The organism is Mitsuaria sp. CC2 (assembly GCF_048957715.1).
GTDB lineage: Bacteria > Pseudomonadota > Gammaproteobacteria > Burkholderiales > Burkholderiaceae_C > Roseateles.
The window spans coordinates 234,344-253,320 of sequence record NZ_JARVXN010000013.1; the positions used below are offsets into that span (position 1 = coordinate 234,344).

At 68.5% G+C, this 18,977-nt stretch carries 16 protein-coding genes; all 16 read right to left on the minus strand.

The features are described from left to right. Positions 1 to 68: 68 nt before the first annotated feature. A complete protein-coding gene (locus PV762_RS08775) occupies positions 69 to 254 on the minus strand; it encodes a hypothetical protein (RefSeq protein ID WP_421034643.1) in 186 nt (61 codons plus the stop codon). Beyond that, positions 254 to 508, minus strand: coding sequence for a hypothetical protein (locus PV762_RS08780; protein WP_421034644.1), 255 nt, complete (start codon positions 506 to 508; stop codon positions 254 to 256). The genes PV762_RS08775 and PV762_RS08780 overlap by 1 nt, the downstream gene beginning before the upstream one ends. A gap of 6 nt (positions 509 to 514) precedes the next feature. After that, entirely contained in the window at positions 515 to 1,246 is a 732-nt protein-coding gene (locus tag PV762_RS08785; protein WP_421034645.1) for a hypothetical protein, read from the minus strand. Positions 1,247 to 1,258: 12 nt separating this feature from the next. Beyond that, positions 1,259 to 2,194 (minus strand): UDP-3-O-acyl-N-acetylglucosamine deacetylase, encoded by a 936-nt coding sequence (gene lpxC / locus PV762_RS08790; RefSeq protein WP_421034646.1) that lies wholly within the window; start codon positions 2,192 to 2,194, stop codon positions 1,259 to 1,261. A gap of 24 nt (positions 2,195 to 2,218) precedes the next feature. Next, positions 2,219 to 4,318 (minus strand): sensor histidine kinase, encoded by a 2,100-nt coding sequence (locus PV762_RS08795; protein WP_421034647.1) that lies wholly within the window; start codon positions 4,316 to 4,318, stop codon positions 2,219 to 2,221. 313 nt (positions 4,319 to 4,631) lie between these two features. Then, positions 4,632 to 5,867, minus strand: a complete 1,236-nt coding sequence (gene ftsZ / locus PV762_RS08800; RefSeq protein ID WP_421034648.1) for a cell division protein FtsZ — start codon at positions 5,865 to 5,867, stop codon at positions 4,632 to 4,634. A gap of 127 nt (positions 5,868 to 5,994) precedes the next feature. Continuing rightward, the gene (ftsA, locus tag PV762_RS08805) at positions 5,995 to 7,224 is read right to left on the minus strand and encodes a cell division protein FtsA (RefSeq protein ID WP_067276931.1); all 1,230 of its coding nucleotides are present in this window, start codon (positions 7,222 to 7,224) and stop codon (positions 5,995 to 5,997) included. 8 nt (positions 7,225 to 7,232) lie between these two features. Next, the gene (locus PV762_RS08810; RefSeq protein WP_421034649.1) at positions 7,233 to 8,069 is read right to left on the minus strand and encodes a cell division protein FtsQ/DivIB; all 837 of its coding nucleotides are present in this window, start codon (positions 8,067 to 8,069) and stop codon (positions 7,233 to 7,235) included. A 49-nt stretch (positions 8,070 to 8,118) separates the two neighbouring features. Continuing rightward, complete coding sequence (locus PV762_RS08815) at positions 8,119 to 9,144, minus strand: D-alanine--D-alanine ligase (RefSeq protein ID WP_421034650.1); 1,026 nt, start codon at positions 9,142 to 9,144, stop codon at positions 8,119 to 8,121. Next, entirely contained in the window at positions 9,141 to 10,577 is a 1,437-nt protein-coding gene (gene murC / locus PV762_RS08820; protein ID WP_421034651.1) for a UDP-N-acetylmuramate--L-alanine ligase, read from the minus strand. Before murC ends, PV762_RS08815 begins: the two co-directional genes overlap by 4 nt. Next, positions 10,574 to 11,683 (minus strand): undecaprenyldiphospho-muramoylpentapeptide beta-N-acetylglucosaminyltransferase, encoded by a 1,110-nt coding sequence (gene murG, locus PV762_RS08825; protein ID WP_421034652.1) that lies wholly within the window; start codon positions 11,681 to 11,683, stop codon positions 10,574 to 10,576. The genes murC and murG overlap by 4 nt, the downstream gene beginning before the upstream one ends. Then, positions 11,680 to 12,963 (minus strand): putative lipid II flippase FtsW, encoded by a 1,284-nt coding sequence (gene ftsW, locus PV762_RS08830; protein ID WP_421034653.1) that lies wholly within the window; start codon positions 12,961 to 12,963, stop codon positions 11,680 to 11,682. The genes murG and ftsW overlap by 4 nt, the downstream gene beginning before the upstream one ends. Beyond that, complete coding sequence (gene murD, locus PV762_RS08835) at positions 12,960 to 14,807, minus strand: UDP-N-acetylmuramoyl-L-alanine--D-glutamate ligase (RefSeq protein ID WP_421034654.1); 1,848 nt, start codon at positions 14,805 to 14,807, stop codon at positions 12,960 to 12,962. The genes ftsW and murD overlap by 4 nt, the downstream gene beginning before the upstream one ends. A 17-nt stretch (positions 14,808 to 14,824) precedes the next feature. Then, a complete protein-coding gene (mraY, locus tag PV762_RS08840; RefSeq protein WP_088406135.1) occupies positions 14,825 to 16,003 on the minus strand; it encodes a phospho-N-acetylmuramoyl-pentapeptide-transferase in 1,179 nt (392 codons plus the stop codon). Next, positions 15,993 to 17,444 carry a UDP-N-acetylmuramoyl-tripeptide--D-alanyl-D-alanine ligase gene (locus PV762_RS08845; RefSeq protein WP_421034655.1) on the minus strand — a complete coding sequence of 484 codons (1,452 nt, stop codon included), beginning with the start codon at positions 17,442 to 17,444 and terminating at the stop codon, positions 15,993 to 15,995. The genes mraY and PV762_RS08845 overlap by 11 nt, the downstream gene beginning before the upstream one ends. Then, positions 17,444 to 18,967 carry a UDP-N-acetylmuramoyl-L-alanyl-D-glutamate--2,6-diaminopimelate ligase gene (locus tag PV762_RS08850; protein ID WP_421034656.1) on the minus strand — a complete coding sequence of 508 codons (1,524 nt, stop codon included), beginning with the start codon at positions 18,965 to 18,967 and terminating at the stop codon, positions 17,444 to 17,446. The genes PV762_RS08845 and PV762_RS08850 overlap by 1 nt, the downstream gene beginning before the upstream one ends. Positions 18,968 to 18,977 lie beyond the last annotated feature (10 nt).

Genomic DNA, 18,977 nt, shown 5'->3' on the forward strand with positions numbered 1-18,977 from the left:
GAAACACGAAGGCCGCTCGATGAGCGGCCTTCTTCGTTCTCGCGGGGTCGCGGGCCATGGGGCCGCGGCTACACCAGCAGCACCAACCGCTCCAGGATCAGCACCGCGAAGAAGCCGATGCCGGCGATCACGGTCCACTTGATCAGCAGGATGCCGCGCCGGCGCCAGATCGGCTGCTTCGTGCCGATGTAGATGGCGAAGCACAGCAGACCGGCAACCAGCAGCAGGGCGAAGACCAGGCGGAAAATCAGCATCAGCTCGCCGCCAGCGCAAAGCCGCTTCGAGCTGCAAGATCCGCGAACTTGTAGAAGTAGCGGCCATGGGTATTTCTCACCGCCTCTTCGCTAGGGGCGCTGAGCAACACGATCTCATTTTCGCGATCGCTCCGGAGCAGACTGAGTTCCAGCTTCAAACGGTCGTCCTGCGCCTGGAGCAACGCATCGTCTGAATAGCCAACAAATCGCTCCAGTCGCTGAGCGCGTCGATCGTAGTGAACGAGGAAGATCATGGTGATCTAGTCTGCCTTCAGAAGACGAACAGAAATGGCGTTCATGATTGAGCTGAGCAGTTCATGCAACGAGTCAAGATTTTTCCGAACCGTGGACAAGCGCTCTTGCAATGCATCGTCTGGCGACTTGGTACTTCCAAACAGATGTTCGAGTTCCCCGAGTTCCAGTTCGGCAACCTCCAACCTGGCCAGAACGTCCGAACACTTCGTCAGCATCTCGCCCACTTCTGGCGGACCGCCACCATACTTCACTGCATTGCCAAATCGATCCGCCAGTGTCTCGGAGAGTTGACCCCAAAGATGTTGAAGGGTGGTTCGCACCTGCACTTCGATGAGGAAGCCCTCATGGCGCACAACCACGTGCACCGCTCGATATCCGTGACTTGGCTTTTCCCGTCGGTCCTTGACTTCCACATCTGAGAATCGAGCGACCAGTTGTTCAACAACTTCTGACTGTACGCGTAGGTTCGGAACACTGATCCGGCAACCCGCGATGTCTTGGATGCGCCCCAGCCTCGACGTCTGGCGCCTCAGCTTCTCGATGATGGCTCTGCTGGACTTGGAGTTCCGTTCGGTCGGAACGATGCCCGTGCAAATGCGGACTTCGTTGGAGACCCATTTCCCGGGAACCTCGAAAGAGCGCCGGTACTCATCAAGAAGTTTCAGGTCCTGCTCTTGGGTGACATCCGCACGAAGGCGATCCCCGAGCTTGGTGAGCTGTGACTGGCTGAGCGGCATCCCGCCATCATCTCACCACGCCGGCGCCAGCTCGGCGAAGCCCGCCGGCGCGTCGCGTTCGTCCTCGAAGGTCACGATCTCGTAGGCCTCGGCGTCCTTCAGGAGCTCGCGCAGCAGCAGGTTGTTCAGCGCATGGCCGCCCTTGAACGACGTATACGCCGCCAGCAGCGGATGCCCCACGACCTGCATGTCGCCGATCGCGTCCAGGATCTTGTGCTTCACGAACTCGTCGTCGTAGCGCAGCCCTTCCGCGTTCAGCACGCGGTAGTCGTCGACCACGATCGCGTTGTCCATGCTGCCGCCCAGCGTCAGCCCGCGCGAGCGCATCAGCTCGATGTCCTTGGTCATGCCGAAGGTGCGCGCCCGCGCGATCTCGCGCTTGTACTGGCCGCTGCCCATGTCGAACACATACTGCTGCCCCGTCGCCGAGACCGCCGGGTTGTCGAACTCGATCTGGAAGCTCAGCGTGTAGCCGTGGTGCGGCGTCAGCTTCGCCCACATCAGGCTCTTGCCCTCGCCCTTGCGCACTTCCACCGGCTTCTTCACCCGCAGGAACTGCTTGGGCGCGTTCTGCAGCTCGATGCCCGCCGACTGCAGCAGGAAGACGTAGCTCGCCGCCGAGCCGTCCAGCACCGGGACCTCGTCCGCGTTGATGTCGATCAGCAGGTTGTCCAGCCCCAGGCCCGCGCAGGCCGAGAGCAGATGCTCGATCGTCTGCACCTTGGGCAGGCCCGGATCGCCCTGCGGGCTGATCGTCGTGGCCATGCGCGTGTCGCAGACGCTGTGCGTGTTCACCGGGATGTCGACCGGCTGCGCCAGGTCGACGCGCCGGAACACGATGCCGGTGCCGGGCGCCGCCGGACGCAGCGTGATCTCCACCTTCTGGCCGCTGTGGATGCCGACCCCGACCGCACGGGTCAGCGATTTGATGGTGCGTTGCTTGATCATGGGGCGTATTGTCCCAAAACGGGGTCAACCTTGCTGGCCGCTCGCCTGGACGACGGCCTCGCGATCAGCGCGCGACACCAGGAGCCGCAGCGTCACCACCGTGCCGTGACCCGGACTGCTGTCGACCCGCAGCGAACCGCCCAGCACCTTCGCGCGCCGCTGCAGCCCGCGCAGCCCGCGGCCCTGCGCGATCGAGGCCACGTCGAAGCCCTCGCCGTCGTCCTCGACGCGGATCTCCACGCGCTTGCCAAGGTCGCGCGTCACCACCCGCACCCGCGACGCCCGCGCATGCTTCAACGCGTTCGTGAGGGCCTCCTGCATCAGCCGCAGCACGTGCAGCGCGTCGGGCGGCTCCAGCCATTCCAGCGGCGGCAGGTCGTGCACGTCCCATTCGAGCTTGAGCCCGCCCAGCTGCAACCGCTTGCCCAGCCGGTAGCGCATCGTCGCCAGCAGCGACACGATGTCGTGCCCCACCGGCTCCAGCGAATCGATCACCAGCCGCAGGTCGTCCACGCATTCGCGCAGCACGGTCACCACCTGCTCCTGCGGCATCGTGCCCTGCTCCACCGCCACCATCGCCGACAGCAGCGACGAGCCCAGCCCGTCGTGCATGTCCTGCATGATCCGCTGCCGCTCCAGCAGCAGCGCCTGCTGCCGCTCGACCTCGCGCAGCTTGTCGTGCTGCGAACTCAGCTGGGCGCTCTGCTCCTGCAGCCGCTGGCCGAGTTCCCCGTTGGCGCGCTCCACGCCGCGCAGCGCCTCGATGTAGCGGAACTGCACCGCGTAGAGGAAGCTCGCCAGGATCACCAGCGTCGCGAAGGGCATGAGGTAGATGTGCTCCGGCCACCACCAGCCCGCGAGCAGCCCCAGGTCGTGCACGCCCAGCACGACGCCGATCACCAGCGCCGCGGCCATCACGCGCAGCTCGCGCGTGCCCTGGCGCCAGGCCACGCTGGCGACGAAACCGGTACCCGCCAGGCCGACGACCGCGTTGCAGAGGTGCAGCAGCACCAGCGCGTCGAAGCCGTTGCCCCACATCGGCATGGACGACAGGCTGGACACCAGCACGAAGAGCGCGATGCCCTTCTCGAAGCGGGCGAAGCGCTGCCGCGCGAAACGCAGCGCGAAGAGGAAGGTGAGCAACATCACCCACGACATCGAGGCATGCGTGACCCACCAGAACCATTCGAGCGCATCGCGCGTGCGCGGCAGGTCCAGGTGGTAATGCAGGTTGCGCACCAGCCATGCGACGCTGGCCAGCGAGAACAGCAGGTACGACGGATCCTCTCGCCGCTTGACCCAGAGCACGAGCGCGAACAGCCCCAGCGTCACCAGCGTCAGCCCGGTCGCCTGCGGGACGCCGATCTGCAGCACCCAGCGCCGGTCGTGGCGCGCCTCCAGGTCCTCGCGCGCGCCCAGCCAGACGCTGGACACCGAGTAGTAGCCGGACTGCATCACCGGCACCGCGATGACGACCTCGATCTCGCGCGCCTGCTGGATCTCGGTCAGCGCCGCGGGCAGCACCACCCACAGCGGCCGCACCCATTGCTCGCGCGCGCCGGACTGGTTGTCGAAGACCGGCCGCCAGCCGTCGTCCGTCTTCACCAACACCGCCGCCGCCAGCGCCACCAGGCGCGGCATGTAGAGCGCGACGCTGGTCGGCCAGCGGCCGTTCGGCGCGGCGTAGCGCACGCGGTACCAGCGCATCTGGAAGCGCGCGTCGCCGGTGTTGTTCGTGGCCTCGCGCTGACGGACTTCCGGGAGTTCGACGGCCTGCCATGCCTTCGGGTCCGAGGGCGGCAGCAGGCCTGGCGGCAAGGCGCCGTCCGCGCCGTCCATGACGCGCAATGCGCGCCACCAGGACTTCAACTGGTCCTGCGTCCAGTCGCTGGTGGCGACCTCGGCCGCGATCGCGCGCTGCGCGCCGGCAGGCTGCGCGGCTTCGGGCACCGGCCGGGCCGGTCCGAGCGGCGAGGCCTGCAGGACCTGCGCGTGCGGTGCCGCGCCGGTTGCATGGGCGGGCTGCCCACCCTGGGCGCGACCCACGTCGGGCGCCAACGCGAACAGCGCCAGCACCAGACAGGCCAGCAGCGCGATCAAGAGAGGCGTGGACGGACGCGACACCCACGCCAACCGCGCGCGCGCGGCCTGCGTTCCCGACGACGTTTCTCCAACCTCACCCTGGACCATGCATACGCTCTGTCTTGCTGCCTTGTGATCGCGCGCCAGTGTGCCGAAGTTCACGGCACGGCACGAGCGATCAATTGCAACAAGACCCCCCGGATCACGCGGCCTGGCGAATCGCGGTCACGTGACCGGCAGGGCTGCGATTCGGGATGCACCGCTAGGCGCAAACCGGAGCCATAGCCCAGCTATGGCGAGGATTTGCAACGACGCGGGGCGCCCGAAGCGCTGTCCTGCCGGTCGCGTGCGGAACTCAGTCGGCCTGCTTGCGCAGGAAGGCCGGGATCTCGATCTCGTCCATGCCGTTGGACGACAGCGCCTCGACCTTGGCCGCGGCGGTTCGGCCATGGCGCCAGACGCTGGGCACGCTCATGCCGCCGAAGTCGGTCGTGCTCATGGTCGCCGGCGCCTGCGCGCCCTGTGCGGCGGCCGAACCCGGCATGACCACCGGCTGCGTCAGCACCGGCATGTTGTCGGTGCCGGTGCGCAGCTGCGGTTGCTGCACGACCAGTTGCGGCTGCTGGCGCGCCGCGGCGCGCTGGCTCAGGCCGGTCGCGATCACGGTGACGCGCAGCTGGTCGCCCAGCGTGTCGTCGTAAGCCGTGCCGTAGATGATGTGCGCGTCTTCAGCGGCATAGCGCTTGATCGCGGTCATCGCGTTGCGGCTCTCGGCCAGCTTGAAGTTGTTGCGGCTCGCCGCGATCAGCACCAGCACGCCACGCGCGCCGGACAGATCGATGCCTTCCAGCAGCGGGCAGGCGACGGCGCCTTCCGCGGCCTTGGACGCGCGGTCCGGACCCGTGGCCACGGCCGTGCCCATCATCGCCTTGCCCGGCTCGCTCATCACGGTCTTCACGTCTTCGAAGTCGACGTTGACCAGGCCCGGCATGTGGATGATGTCGGAGATGCCGCCGACCGCGTTCTTCAGCACGTCGTTGGCGTGCGCGAAGGCCTGGTCCTGCGTGATGTCGTCGCCCAGCACTTCGAGCAGCTTGTCGTTCAGCACGACGATCAGCGAATCGACGTTCGCCTCGAGTTCCTGCAGGCCCAGGTCCGCAGCCTTGCCGCGGCGGTTGCCTTCGAACTCGAACGGCTTGGTGACCACGCCGACGGTCAGGATGCCCATCTCCTTGGCCACGCGGGCGATCACGGGCGCCGCGCCGGTGCCGGTCCCGCCGCCCATGCCGGCGGTGATGAACAGCATGTGCGCGCCGGTGATGGATTCGCGGATGCGCGCCTCGGCTTCCTCGGCGGCGGTTTTGCCGACCTCGGGTTTCGCGCCGGCGCCCAGGCCGGTATGGCCCAGTTGCAGGAGTTGATCGGCCTTGGAGCGATTCAGGGCTTGGGCATCCGTGTTGGCCACGATGAATTCCACGCCCTGGACACCTTGGCTGATCATGTGCTCGACCGCGTTGCCGCCGCCGCCGCCCACGCCGATCACCTTGATCTGGGTGCCTTGATCAAACTCTTCGATCATCTCGATCGCCATATCAAACCTCCTGTCCATATTGTGCAGTTGCCATCAGCAAAATAGAAGTGGATCCGGCCCTTTTTTAGGGGGCAAAACCCTCAAACGTCGTAAAGAAAGCGTCAACCCACCGGTCGGTGCCGGCTTCTCAGAAATTCCCCAGGAACCAATCCTTGGCGCGACCGAACAAGGTCTTCACAGACCCCGCCTGCTGCGCCGCCTTGAATCCCCGGGTGCGCGACAGCCGCGCTTCCTCCAACAATCCCATCACGGTGGCCGAACGGGGATTGGCCACCATGTCAAAAAGCGCGCCGTTGTAGGTGGGATTTCCCCGCCGTACCGGTTTCAGGAAAATATCCTCGGCCAGTTCCACCATCCCGGGCATCACCGAGGAGCCGCCCGACAGGACGATTCCGGAAGACAGCAGCTCTTCGTAGCCGGATTCCCGGATGACCTGGTGGACGAGCGAGAAGATTTCCTCGACCCGAGGTTCGATGACCCCGGCCAAAGCCTGCTTGGAGAGCATGCGGGGTGCCCGGTCGCCCAAACCCGGAACCTCCACCTGATCGGCGGGATCGGCCAGCAATTGCTTGGCCACGCCGTGCTCGACCTTGATTTCCTCCGCATCCTTGGTCGGGGTGCGCAGCGCCATCGCGATATCGCTGGTAATCAGGTCGCCGGCGATCGGAATCACCGCGGTATGGCGGATGGATCCGCCGGTGAAAATGGCCACGTCGGTCGTGCCGGCGCCGATGTCGACCAGCGCCACGCCCAGGTCGCGTTCGTCCGAAGTTAGTGCCGCCAAACTGGAAGCGCTTGGATTCAGAACGAGTTGCTCCACCTCCAGCCCGCAGCGACGCACGCACTTGACGATGTTTTCCGCCGCGCTCTGCGCGCCGGTCACGATATGGACCTTGACCTCCAGCCGGCCGCCGCTCATGCCGATCGGCTCTTTCACCTCGTGGCCGTCGATCACGAATTCCTGCGGTTCGACCAGCAGCAGGCGCTGGTCGTTCGGGATATTGATGGCCTTGGCGGTTTCCACCACCCGGGCGACATCCACCGGCGTGACTTCCTTGTCCCGCACGATGACCATCCCGGTCGAGTTCTGGCCGCGGATATGGCTGCCGGTAATCCCGGTATAAACCCTCGAAATCCGGCAGTCGGCCATCATTTCGGCCTCTTTCAGGGCCTGCTGGATGGACTGGACGGTGGCATCGATATTGACCACGACACCGCGCTTGAGCCCATGGCTGGGCGCAACACCCAGACCGGCGATGCGCAATTGGCCGTCCCCCATCACCTCGGCCACCACCGCCATGATCTTGGCGGTGCCGATGTCCAACCCGACGACCAAATCCTTGTATTCCTTGGCCATGCCTGTCCTCAATTCTTCTTGGCGCCCTTGGGCGCAGTGGTAACCGTCGTCACGCCCGCCAGCCGGACCGCATATCCGGATTCATGGCGGAGGTCCGCCGATACCAGCGCGGTGCGGTAACGGGCGGTGATCTGGGGAATGCTGGCGATGAACTGGCCATACCGGGCGACGACTTCGGCCTCGCTGCCGCGCCCGAGTTCGACGATGGCGCCTTTTTCCAGGGTCGCCTTCCAGGAACCGCGGCCGGACAAATCCAGCCGGGCGACGCCCTCGTCCAGTTTCCCGTGGGTCAGCGGATCGAGTTGCCGCCACATCGCCAGCATCGCCGCCGAGGATTTCGCCGGGCCGGCCAGCGTCGGCAGATCCTCGTCCTCGACGTCGCCGAGATTCGCCTCGAACACCTCGCCGAAACTGTTGACCAGCCGGGTATCGACGACCGCCTCGCTGTCGGCGTCGGCGTTGTCGACCTTGGTTTCCCAGTAGGCGGCGGGGCGGTGTTCCTCGAGCGCGACGATCAGGTGCAGCGGCCAGACGCGCCGCACCGTGGCGTGGCGCACCCAGGGCACCGCCTCGAAGGCGGCGCGCGCCTGCTGCAGGTTCATCGTCAGGAAATTGCCGCTCAGCCGGGGCAACGCGTTCGCGCGCAGCGAGGCGCTGCTGTTGCGGCTCACGTCGCCTTCGACCGTGATCGCCTTGATCGAGAACGCCGGTTGTCTGGCCAGCCAGTGCAGCCCCACGGCCCCGGCGGCCAGCGCCAGGACGGCCAGAAGCAGACCCGCGACGCCGTTCATCACGCGGATGTCCGGCGGCAGCGGGCTGGCAGTGTGGGTGAAGGTGGCGCCCATGGCGGTGGCTCGGGGTTTCGGGTGCGTGTCGGGGTCGTTCGGGGCCGGATCAGGCCTGGCTGTCCAGCCGCGCTTGCGACAGGAGGTAGAGGCACAGCTTCGGATAAGAGATGCCGACGGCGGCGGCCGCCTTAGGCACCAGCGAATGGGAGGTCATGCCCGGCGAGGTGTTGATCTCGAGGAGGAACAACTGGCCGTCGGACTTGCGACGCATCACATCGACGCGGCCCCAGCCGCGCGCGCCCAGCGAGCGGTAGGCGGCGAGCACCAGGTCCTGCACGCGGGCCTGCTCGTCGGCGGGCAGCTGACCGACCAGATACTGCGTCGTGTCGGTGAAATACTTGTTCTGGTAGTCGTAGTTGCCGCCCTCGGCGCGGATCTCGATCACCGGCAGCGCGATCGCGTCGGCGCCCTCGCCCAGCACCGGGCAGGTCAGCTCGGCACCGTCGACGAATTCCTCGCACAGCACTTCGGCGTCGTACTTGGCGGCGAGTTCGACGGCCTCCTGCATGTCGGAGTAGCCCATCACCTTGCTCGCCCCGATGGACGAGCCCTCGTGCGGCGGCTTGACGAAGATCGGCAGGCCGAGCTCGTCCGGCACGCCGCGCACGCGCTCGCGCTGCAGCTCGCCGCGCTTGAGACTGACCCAGCGCGGCGTCGACAGCTGGTCGGCCAGCCAGACGCGCTTCGTCGTGATCTTGTCCATCGCGATGGCCGAGGCCATCACGCCGGAGCCGGTGTACGGGATGCCCATCAGTTCGAGCGCGCCCTGCACGGTGCCGTCCTCGCCGTGGCGGCCGTGCAGCGCGATGAAGGCGCGCTGGAACCCTTCCGATTTCAGTTCGAGCAGGTTGCGCTGGCCCGGGTCGAAGGCATGCGCGTCCACGCCTTCGGACTGCAGCGCGGCGAGCACGCCGCTGCCCGACATCAGCGAGACCTCGCGCTCGGCCGAATCGCCGCCGAAGAGCACGGCGACCTTGCCGAGCGACTTCGCATCGATGCCGGCGATGGCCAGGTGTTGATAGAGCGCGGAATGCGCAGCGGGCGCCGAAGCGGCGTTGAGGTCCGTGGTCATGCGCGGCCTCCCTTCGTCATGAGTTCGACGGTGCGCGCGGGGACGGCGGCGATCGAGCCGGCCCCCATCACGATCACCACATCGCCGGCGCGCGCCTGGTGGGCGATCGCCTGCGGCAGTCCCTGCCAGTCGCCGACGAAGCCCGCCGCGGTGCCGCGGTCGGTCACCGCGCGCGCCAGGCTTTCGCCGCTGATGCCGGGCAGCGGGGACTCGCTGGCGGCATAGATCTCGGTGAGCAGCACGCCGTCGGCCTGCGCCAGGACGTCGGCGAATTCCTCGAAGCAGTCGCGGGTGCGCGTGTAGCGGTGCGGCTGGAAGGCCAGCACCAGACGACGGCCCGGATAGGCGCCGCGCGCGGCCTTGAGCACGGCCTGCATCTCGACCGGGTGGTGGCCGTAGTCGTCGATGAGCAGCGCGGTGCCTTCGGACGTCGGGCCATTCGCAGGCGACACCGGCAGCTCGCCATAGGACTGGAATCGACGGCCGACGCCGCCGAAGTTCGCCAGGCCCTGCAACAGCGCGGCGTCGTCGACACCCAGCTCCATCGCCATCGCGATCACCGACAGCGCGTTCAGCACGTTGTGCTGCCCGTTCAGACGCAGCATCACGTCCAGCGCCGGCAGCTCCCGGCCTTGACGGTCGCGACGTTGCGCGACGAAGCGCATGCCACCGCCGGCCTCCGCGGCGATGTCGGTCGCGCGCACGGCGTTGCCGTCGTCGACCCCGTACAGGATCACCGGCCGCGACAGCATCGGCACGATGCTGCGCACGCCCGCGTCGTCGCCGCACAGCACGGCCGCGCCCCAGAAGGGCATCCGGTGCAGGAAGTCGACGAAGGCCTGACGCAGACGGGCCATGTCGTGCCCGTAGGTGTCCATGTGGTCGGCGTCGATGTTGGTGACGATCGCCAGCTGCGGCAGCAGGTGCAGGAAGGAGGCGTCGGATTCGTCCGCCTCGACGACCATGTGCAGCCCGCCGCCCAGCGCCGCATTCGCTCCGGCGGCCAGCAGCTGCCCGCCGATCGCGTAGCTCGGATCGAGTCCGGCCTGCTGCATCACCGTCGTCAGCAGCGAGGTCGTCGTCGTCTTGCCGTGCGTACCGGCGACGGCGATGCCCAGCCGCGGGCGCATCAGCTCGGCCAGCATCTGCGCGCGCAGCAGCACGGGGATGCCGAGCTGGTGGGCGGCCATCAGCTCGGGGTTGTCGGCCTTGATCGCGCTGGACTTGACCAGCACCTGCGCCGCGCCGACGTGCTCCGCGGCGTGGCCGATCATCACGTCGACGCCCAGCGTGCGCAGGCGGCGTGTGGTGTCGCTCTCGCCCTGGTCGGAGCCGCTGACGCGGTAACCCTGCGCGGCCAGCAGCTCGGCGATGCCGCTCATGCCGGCGCCGCCGATGCCGGTGAAGTGGATGCGTTGGAGGGCGTGCTTCATGCGCGCGCTCCGTTCTCGGACTTGGCGTCGCGGGCGTTCACGAGTGCTTCGAGCTCATCGGCGACGCGCCCCGCCGCGCGCGGACGCGCCAGCGAGCGCGCCTTGGACGCCATCGCCAGCCAATGCTCGCGCGGCTGCTGCAGCAGGTCGAACAGCGCCTGCGCGCTGAGCTCGCCTTGCGGCAGGTGCGTGCCGGCGTTGTGCTGCGCCATGTATTGCGCGTTGTCGCGCTGGTGCGAGGTCGTGCTGACGACCAGCGGCACCAGGATGCTGGCGACGCCAGCGGCACACAGCTCGGACACCGTCACCGCGCCGGCGCGGCAGATCACCACGTCGGCCTCGGCCAGACGCTGCGCCATGTCGTTGATGAAGGGCACGACCTCGGCCTGCACGCCGACCTTGGCGTAGGCGGCCTGCACGAGCGGGAAGTTGGCCTCGCCCGTCTGGTGCGTGACCAGCGGACGCTGGTGCTCGTCCCACAACGCGAGCGTCTGCGGCAGCACGTCGTTGATCGCGCGCGCGCCCAGCGAGCCGCCCACGACCAGCACCTTCAGGGGACCGTTGCGATCGGCGAAACGCAGCTCGGGCGCGGGCAGGTCCTCGATCTCGACGCGCACCGGATTGCCGGTGACCACGCTCTTCTTCTGCTGCGCGGCGGCGAGGCCGTCGAAGCCGAAGGCGATCTTCTTCGCGACCGGCGCCAGCGCCTTGTTGGACAGCAGCAGCGCAGCATCGGCGTTCACCAGCATGAGCGGACGGCGCATCACCCAGGCCATCAGGCCGCCGGGGAAGCAGACGTAGCCGCCCATGCCGAGCACCGCGTCGGCCTTGCGCGCGCTGAACACATGCGCGCTCTGGCCGAGCGCCTTGAACATGCGCACGACGCCCAGCAGCGAATGCTTGAGACCCTTGCCGCGCAGGCCGGCGAAGGACAGCCGGTCCATCGGCAGGCCGGACGGCGGCACGAGCTTGTTCTCCATGCCGGCTTCGGTGCCGAGCCAGGACACGGTCCAGCCGCGACGCTGCATCTCCGCGGCGACGGCCAGTCCGGGAATCACGTGGCCGCCCGTACCGGCGGCCATCACGACGAGGTGACGCGTGCTCATGTGCGCCCTCCCCGCATCAGTTGTCTGTTCTCGATGTCGATTCGCAAGCAGATCGCCAATGCCACGCAGTTGAGGACGGTGGCCGAGCCGCCATAGCTCATCAGCGGCAGCGTCAGGCCCTTGGTCGGCAGCGCGCCGAGGTTCACGCCCATGTTGATGAAGGCCTGGCCGCCCATCCAGATGCCGATGCCCTGCGCGTAGAGCCCGGCGAAGACGCGGTCCAGCGCCACGGCCTGACGGCCGATGTGGAACAGCCGGCGCGACAGCCAGAAGAACGCGAAGATGACGATCGCGACGCCGATGAAGCCGAGCTCCTCGCCGATGACGGCGAGCAGGAAGTCGGTATGGGCCTCGGGCAGGTAGTGCAGCTTCTCGAGGCTGGAGCCCAGGCCCTGGCCGAAGAACTCGCCCCGGCCGAAAGCGATCAGCGAGTGCGTCAGCTGGTAGGCCTTACCCTGCGCGTACTTCTCGTCCCACGGATTCAGGTAGGCGAAGATCCGTTCGCGGCGGAAGTCGCTGAAGGTGATCATCAGCACGAAGGCGCCGATCAGCACCGCGACGCTGAGGAAGAACATGCGGCCGTTGACGCCGCCCAGGAACAGGATGCCCATCGCAATGGCCGCGATGACCATGAAGGCACCCATGTCCGGCTCGGCCAGCAGCAGCATGCCGGTGAAGGCGAGCGCGGCGGCCATCGGCCACACGGCGCGGACGAAGTTCTCCTTCACCTCCATCTTGCGGACCATGTAGTTGGCCGCGTACATCGCGATGGCCAGCTTGGCCAGCTCGGAGGGCTGGAAGTTCATGACGCCCAGCGGCAGCCAGCGGCGCGCGCCGTTCACGCCCTTGCCCACGTGCGGGATCAGCACGATCATCAGCAGCGCCAGCGCGACCACGAAGATCTTGGGCGCATGACGCTCCCAGAAGCTCACCGGCACCATCACGGTGATCCAGCCGGCCAGCAGGCCGATCACGATGAACAGGCTCTGACGCACGAAGAAGTGCATCGGCTGGTACTTCGCGAACTTGGGGTTGTCCGGCAGCGCAATCGACGCCGAATAGACCATCAGCAGGCCCAGCGCCAGCAGCGAGAGCACGACCCAGATCAGCGTGAGGTCGAAGCCCAGCAGCCGCGTGGGCTGGCCGGCCGAGGTGGAGACCCAGTCGCGCACCGGCACGTCGACGCTGCCGGCGCCGCCGGCGCCCGCGACGGTCGGACGGCGCGACGCCAGCGCGCGCACGCGCTCGCTCAGGGTTTCGAAGAAGGACGCGGCGCTCATCCGATGAGACCCTCGTCTTCCGCCATCTCGCGCACGGTGGCGATGAACACCTCGGCGCGATGGGCATAGTTGCGGAACATGTCCAGGCTGGCGCAGGCCGGGCTCAACAGCACGCTGTCGCCCGACAAGGCCTGCGCGAGCGACCAGCGCGTCGCGGCCTCGAGCGAGTCGTGGCGGTGCATGAGCACGCCGCTGTCCTGCAGCGCGGCCTCGATCTGCGGCGCATCCCGGCCGATCAGCGCCACCGCGCGGGCATGCAGCGCGATCGGCGTGGCCAGCGGGGAGAAGTCCTGCCCCTTGCCGTCGCCACCCAGGATCATCACCAGCTTGGCCGGTGCCCGGTCGGCGCCCAGGCCCATCACGGCGGCGACGGTCGCGCCGACGTTGGTGCCCTTGGAGTCGTCGTAGAAGTCGACACCCTTGATCGAGGTGACGAACTCGACGCGGTGCGGCTCGCCCTGGTATTCGCGCAGGCCGTGCAGCATCGGCGCCAGCGGGCAGTCGATGGAGGTGGCGAGCGCCAGCGCCGCCAGGGCATTCGCGGCGTTGTGGCGACCGCGCACGCGCAGCGCGTCGGCGGGCATCAGGCGCTGGATGATGAGATCTTCCTCGTCATCCTTGCGCCGCTTCAGGCCCTTCAGTTCTTCTTCCGCCTCGCGGGCGCGGACCAGCCACGCCATGCCGTTCTCGACCACGAGGCCGAAGTCGCCGGGACGGCGCGGCGCATCCAGACCGAAACGGACGACGCGGCGTTCGACGACCTTCGCCGGGCGACCGCGGCCTTGCTTGACGGTGATCGGCGCCGGGATCAGCGCTTCGACCTCGGGGTCGTCGCGGTTGATCACCAGCACACCGTGTTCGCCGAAGACGCGGCCCTTGGCGCGCGCGTAGGCCGGCATGTCGCCGTGCCAGTCCAGGTGGTCCTGCGTGATGTTGAGCACCGCGCCGGCGCTCGGCTCGAAGCCCTTCACACCGTCCAGCTGGAAGCTCGACAGCTCCAGCACCCAGACCTGCGGCAGCACCTCGAACTCGGCCGGCCTCGGTGGCGGCGGCTTGATCGGCAGCGGCTGCTCGTCGAGCAGTTCAGCGACGGTTTCCAGCGCCGTGCGATCGTCTGCAGGCACCTCGACAACAGGCTCGTCGACCGGCGCCAGCAGCACATCGGCCGGATCGTCGACGACAAGGTCGGCGGCTTCCTCTTCGGGCACTACGGCTTCGACCGCCAGATCGACGATCGCCTCTTCCGCCGGATCGACGTCAGTCGCCGCGTCGGCGACCTCGTCCTCCTTCGGCTGCGGCATCGGCTCCTTGTCGAGCGCGTCGCTCAAGGTGCCCAGCAGCGTCGGGCCGATGTTGCCGGCCATCGCGACGCGGCGGCCGGCGCGCTCGACCAGCAGCGCGGTCATGCTGGTGGTCGTCGTCTTGCCGTTGGTGCCGGTGATCGCGAGCACGCCCGGCTCGTAGCGGTACAGCGTCTTGAGCTCCGCCAGCGCCTGCGCGAACAGCTCCAGCTCGCCGCGCACGCGCAGGCCGATCTCCTCGGCGCGCTCGAACAGCGGCTTCAGCCGCGCGTCCAGCGGCGACAGGCCGGGGCTCTTCAGCAGCACCCAGCTGTGGTCGATCGTCGCCAGCAGTTCCGGCGAGAACTCGCCGTGCTCGAACGCAGCGTCCGGCAGACGCTCGCGCAGCGCGGCCAGCTGCGGCGGCTGCTCGCGGCTGTCCCAGACGGTGACGCGCGCGCCCAGGCGCGCGGCCCAGGCCGCCATCGCGAGCCCGGAGTCGCCCAGGCCCAGCACGAACGCATGCCGGTCCTGGAAGAGCGCCGGGAAGTGGAGGGAGGACATCGTCGTTCCGTTCCCGCTCAGCGCAGCTTCAGGCTGGCCAGGCCGACCAGGCACAGCAGCATCGTGATGATCCAGAACCGGATGACGACCTGCGTCTCCTTCCAGCCCGACTTCTCGAAGTGGTGATGCAGCGGCGCCATCTTGAAGATGCGCCGCCCTTCCCCGTACTTCTTCTTCGTGTACTTGAACCAGGTCACCTGGAGCATCACCGACAGCACCTCGGCGACGAAGACGCCGCCCATGATGCCGAGCACGATCTCCTGGCGCGTGATGACCGCCAGCGTGCCCAGGCCGCCGCCCAGCGCCAGCGCGCCCACGTCGCCCATGAACACCTGCGCCGGATGCGCGTTGAACCACAGGAAGGCCAGCCCCGCGCCGGCGAGCGCGGCGCAGAAGATCAGCAGCTCGCCGGCGCCCGGAATGTAGGGGAACAGCAGGTAGCGGCTGTACACCGACGAGCCCGTCACGTACGCGAAGACGCCCAGCGCCGAGCCCACCATCACCACCGGCATGATCGCCAGGCCGTCCAGGCCGTCGGTGAAGTTCACCGCGTTGCTGGTGCCGACGATGACCAGGTAGGACAGCCCGATGAAGCCGAACACGCCCAGCGGGTAGCTGATCGACTTGAAGAACGGCAGCATCAGGTCGGCCTTGGGCGGCAGCTCGGTCGAGAAGCCGCTCGTGACCCAGCGGAAGAACAGCTGCACGACGCCCAGGAAGCTGGTCTCCGACACGCTGAAGGCCAGGTAGATCGCCGCGATCAGGCCGATGATCGATTGCCACAGGAACTTCTCGCGGCTGCGCATGCCCTCGGGGTCCTTGTTGACCACCTTGCGGTAGTCGTCGACCCAGCCGATCAGGCCGAAGCCCATGGTCACCAGCATCACCACCCAGACGAAGCGGTTGGACCAGTCGAACCACAGCAGCGTCGACACGCCGATGCCGATCAGCACCAGCACGCCGCCCATGGTCGGCGTGCCGCTCTTGGCCAGATGCTGCTGCACGCCGTACTCGCGGATCGGCTGGCCGATCTTGAGTTCGGTCAGGCGGCGGATCACCCAGGGGCCGAAGGCCAGGCCGATCAGCAGCGCCGTCAGCGCCGCCATCACCGCGCGGAAGGTGATGTAGTTGAAGACGCGGAGGAACCCGAGTTCAGAGTAATTGGCCTGCAGCCATTGGGCCAGACTAAGCAGCATGGGGTTCTCCTGGGCCGCCGGACTGCAAGGCGGCCACGATCTGTTCCATCTTCATGAAGCGCGAACCCTTGACCAGGATGTTCTGCACTTGCGGGGCGTCCTGCGGCGCGTCCTTCAGCGCGGCGATCAGGTCGGCGACGGTGTCGAAGGCACGGGCGCCGGTGCCGTAGGCGGTCGCGGCGTCGCGCGCGGCGACGCCGGCGGTCCACAGCGCCGCCAGACCCTGGTCGGCCGCGTGGGCGCCGACTTCCTCGTGAAAGGCGGGGCCCTGCTCGCCCACTTCACCCATGTCGCCGAGGATCAGCCACGACGTGCCGGGCAGTTCAGCCAGGACGTCGATGGCGGCGCGGACGCTGTCGGGGTTGGCGTTGTAGCTGTCGTCGATCAGCGTGATGCGACGGCCCTGCCACACCGCCGTCTGCAGCGCGGAGCGGCCCTTCACGGCCTTGAACGACTGCAGCCCGTCGCGGATCGCCGCGAGCGGCGCGCCCGCGGCCAGCGTGCAGGCCGCGGCGGCCAGCGCGTTGCGCACGTTGTGCTGGCCCGCCATCGCCAGCGCGACGGGGATGGCCCCGGCGGGGGTGAGGATCTCGATCGCCCAGTGGCCCGCACTGCCGGCGGCGACGCTCGCGTCGGTCGGCGCGACCCATTGGGCGCGGCCCATCACGTCGGCCTGGCCCTGCAGCGCGAAGGTGAGCGTCGCGCGGCCCACGGCCTGCGACTGCCACACCGGCGCGCACGGATCCTCGGCCGGGAACACCGCGACGCCGGCCGTGCCGAGTGCGCCGATCACGGCGCCGTTCTCGCGCGCCACCGCCTCGACGGTGTGCATGAACTCCTGATGCTCGCGCTGCGCGTTGTTCACCAGCGCCACCGTCGGCTGCGTCATCGCGGCCAGCGGCGCGATCTCGCCGGGGTGGTTCATGCCGAGTTCGACGACCGCGGCGCGATGCCACGCGGCCTCGTTCTGGCGCAGGCGCAGCAGCGTGAGCGGCACGCCGATCTCGTTGTTGAAGTTGCCCTCGGTCGCGAGCATCGCCGCATCGCCCAGCCAGGCGCGCAGGATGGACGCGATCATCTGCGTCACCGTGGTCTTGCCGTTGCTCCCGGTGACGGCGATCACCGGCAGATGGTGCTGTTCGCGCCAGGCCTGAGAGAGCAGGCCCAGCGCGGTCTTCGCATCAGGCACGAGCAGGCCCGGCAGGCCGGTCTCGGCCAGGCCGCGCTCGGCGATGGCCGCGGCGGCGCCGGAGGCTTTCGCCTGCGCGAGGAAGTCGTTCGCGTCGAAACGCTCGCCGCGCAGCGCGACGAACAGGTCGCCCGCGCGCAGCGAGCGCGTGTCGGTGTGCACGCGCAGCAGCGGCGTGGACGGGTCGCCCACCAGCGTCGCGGCCGGCAGCAGCGGCGACAGCAGGTCGAAGGCGCGTGCGAGCGTCAGCATCACAGTCCCGCCCTCTCGATCAGAGCGGCGCGCGCCGCCTGCACGTCGGAGAACGCGCGGCGTTCGCCGTGGATCTCCTGGTAGTCCTCGTGACCCTTGCCGGCGACCAGCACGACGTCGCGCGCGCCCGCCTGGTCGACGGCGCGCGAGATCGCCGCGGCGCGGTCGGCGATCACTTCACGCGCGGCGCCCGCCGGCAGACCGGCCTCGATGTCGGCGAGGATCTTCAGCGGATCCTCGGTGCGCGGGTTGTCGCTGGTCAGCACGACATGCGCGGCCAGCCGGGCGGCGATCGCGCCCATCAACGGGCGCTTGGTCGGATCGCGGTCGCCGCCGCAGCCGAACACGACGCGCAGCTCGCCGCCGCGCGCGGCGGCCAGCGGTTGCAGCGCGCTCAGCGCCTTCTCCAGCGCGTCGGGCGTGTGCGCGTAGTCGACCACCAGCTGCGGCAGCTCACGGCCGCTGCCGACGCGTTGCATGCGACCGGGCACCGGCGTCACCAGCGCGGCGACGCCCGCGATGTCGTCGAGCCCATGGCCCAGCGCCCGCAGCCCGGCGATCACGCCGAGCAGGTTGGACACGTTGTAGTCGCCGATCAGGCCGGTCTGCACCGGCACCGACGCGGCGCCCTCGCGCAGCGTGAACGCGAGGCCGCTGGCGTCATGGCGCAGGTCGACGGCGCTCAGGCGCGCATCGGCGCGGTTGAGCCCGTAGGTCCACACGTCGAGCTGGCCGGCAGCGCGCAGCTCGGCGGCGAGTTCGACGCCCTTCGGATCGTCGATGTTGAGCACCGCGGCCTTCAGGCCGTCCCAGTCGAACAGCTTGCGCTTGGCCACCCAGTAGGCGTCCATGCCACCGTGGTAGTCCAGGTGGTCCTGCGTGAAATTGGTGAACAGCGCGACCTGGAGGGTGGTGCCGGTCAGCCGGTGTTCCTCGATGCCGATGGACGACGCCTCGATCGCGCACGCGCCGAAACCGTCGTCGGCCATGCGCTTGAAGGCTTCCTGCAGCCGGACGGGATCGGGCGTCGTCAAGCCGGTGGCTTCGATCGACGCGGCGGTCGCGGTGCCTGGCAGCGCGCCGGGCACCGGCGGCTGTCCGACGCCCAGCGTGCCGATCACGCCGCAGCGCGAGCCCAGCAGCGTCAGCGCCTGCGCGATCCACCAGGCGCTCGAGGTCTTGCCGTTGGTGCCGGTCACGGCGAGCACGTTCAGGCGCTGGCTCGGTTCGCCGTAGAACGCCGACGCGATGCGGCCGCAGTTCAGCTTGAGGTCCGGCAGCGACGCGATGCGCGCGTCGGTGAAACCGTACTCCGCCGCGCCGGCGTGTTCGACCAGCGCGGTCGCGGCGCCGGCTGCCAGCGCGCCGGCGACGAACTGACGCGCGTCCTTCGCATAACCCGGCCACGCGATGAACGCGTCGCCCGCGCCCACGGCGCGGCTGTCCGTGCGCAGCTGGCCGCTCGGGGTCCATTCCTGCAACCAGCGGGCGGCAGCTTCGGGGGATTTGAGATGCATCAACATGGTTCGTGCC

Coding starts and splice junctions, on each gene's coding strand:
- PV762_RS08850 (WP_421034656.1), bottom strand. CDS start 18,967: ATGTTGATGCATCTCAAATCCCCCGAAGCTGCCGCCCGCTGGTTGCAG.
- lpxC (WP_421034646.1), bottom strand. CDS start 2,194: ATGATCAAGCAACGCACCATCAAATCGCTGACCCGTGCGGTCGGGGTC.
- PV762_RS08775 (WP_421034643.1), bottom strand. CDS start 254: ATGCTGATTTTCCGCCTGGTCTTCGCCCTGCTGCTGGTTGCCGGTCTG.
- ftsA (WP_067276931.1), bottom strand. CDS start 7,224: ATGGCCAAGGAATACAAGGATTTGGTCGTCGGGTTGGACATCGGCACC.
- mraY (WP_088406135.1), bottom strand. CDS start 16,003: ATGCTGCTTAGTCTGGCCCAATGGCTGCAGGCCAATTACTCTGAACTC.
- PV762_RS08845 (WP_421034655.1), bottom strand. CDS start 17,444: ATGCTGACGCTCGCACGCGCCTTCGACCTGCTGTCGCCGCTGCTGCCG.
- ftsW (WP_421034653.1), bottom strand. CDS start 12,963: ATGAGCGCCGCGTCCTTCTTCGAAACCCTGAGCGAGCGCGTGCGCGCG.
- PV762_RS08815 (WP_421034650.1), bottom strand. CDS start 9,144: ATGACCACGGACCTCAACGCCGCTTCGGCGCCCGCTGCGCATTCCGCG.
- murG (WP_421034652.1), bottom strand. CDS start 11,683: ATGAGCACGCGTCACCTCGTCGTGATGGCCGCCGGTACGGGCGGCCAC.
- murC (WP_421034651.1), bottom strand. CDS start 10,577: ATGAAGCACGCCCTCCAACGCATCCACTTCACCGGCATCGGCGGCGCC.
- PV762_RS08780 (WP_421034644.1), bottom strand. CDS start 508: ATGATCTTCCTCGTTCACTACGATCGACGCGCTCAGCGACTGGAGCGA.
- murD (WP_421034654.1), bottom strand. CDS start 14,807: ATGTCCTCCCTCCACTTCCCGGCGCTCTTCCAGGACCGGCATGCGTTC.
- ftsZ (WP_421034648.1), bottom strand. CDS start 5,867: ATGGCGATCGAGATGATCGAAGAGTTTGATCAAGGCACCCAGATCAAG.
- PV762_RS08785 (WP_421034645.1), bottom strand. CDS start 1,246: ATGCCGCTCAGCCAGTCACAGCTCACCAAGCTCGGGGATCGCCTTCGT.
- PV762_RS08810 (WP_421034649.1), bottom strand. CDS start 8,069: ATGGGCGCCACCTTCACCCACACTGCCAGCCCGCTGCCGCCGGACATC.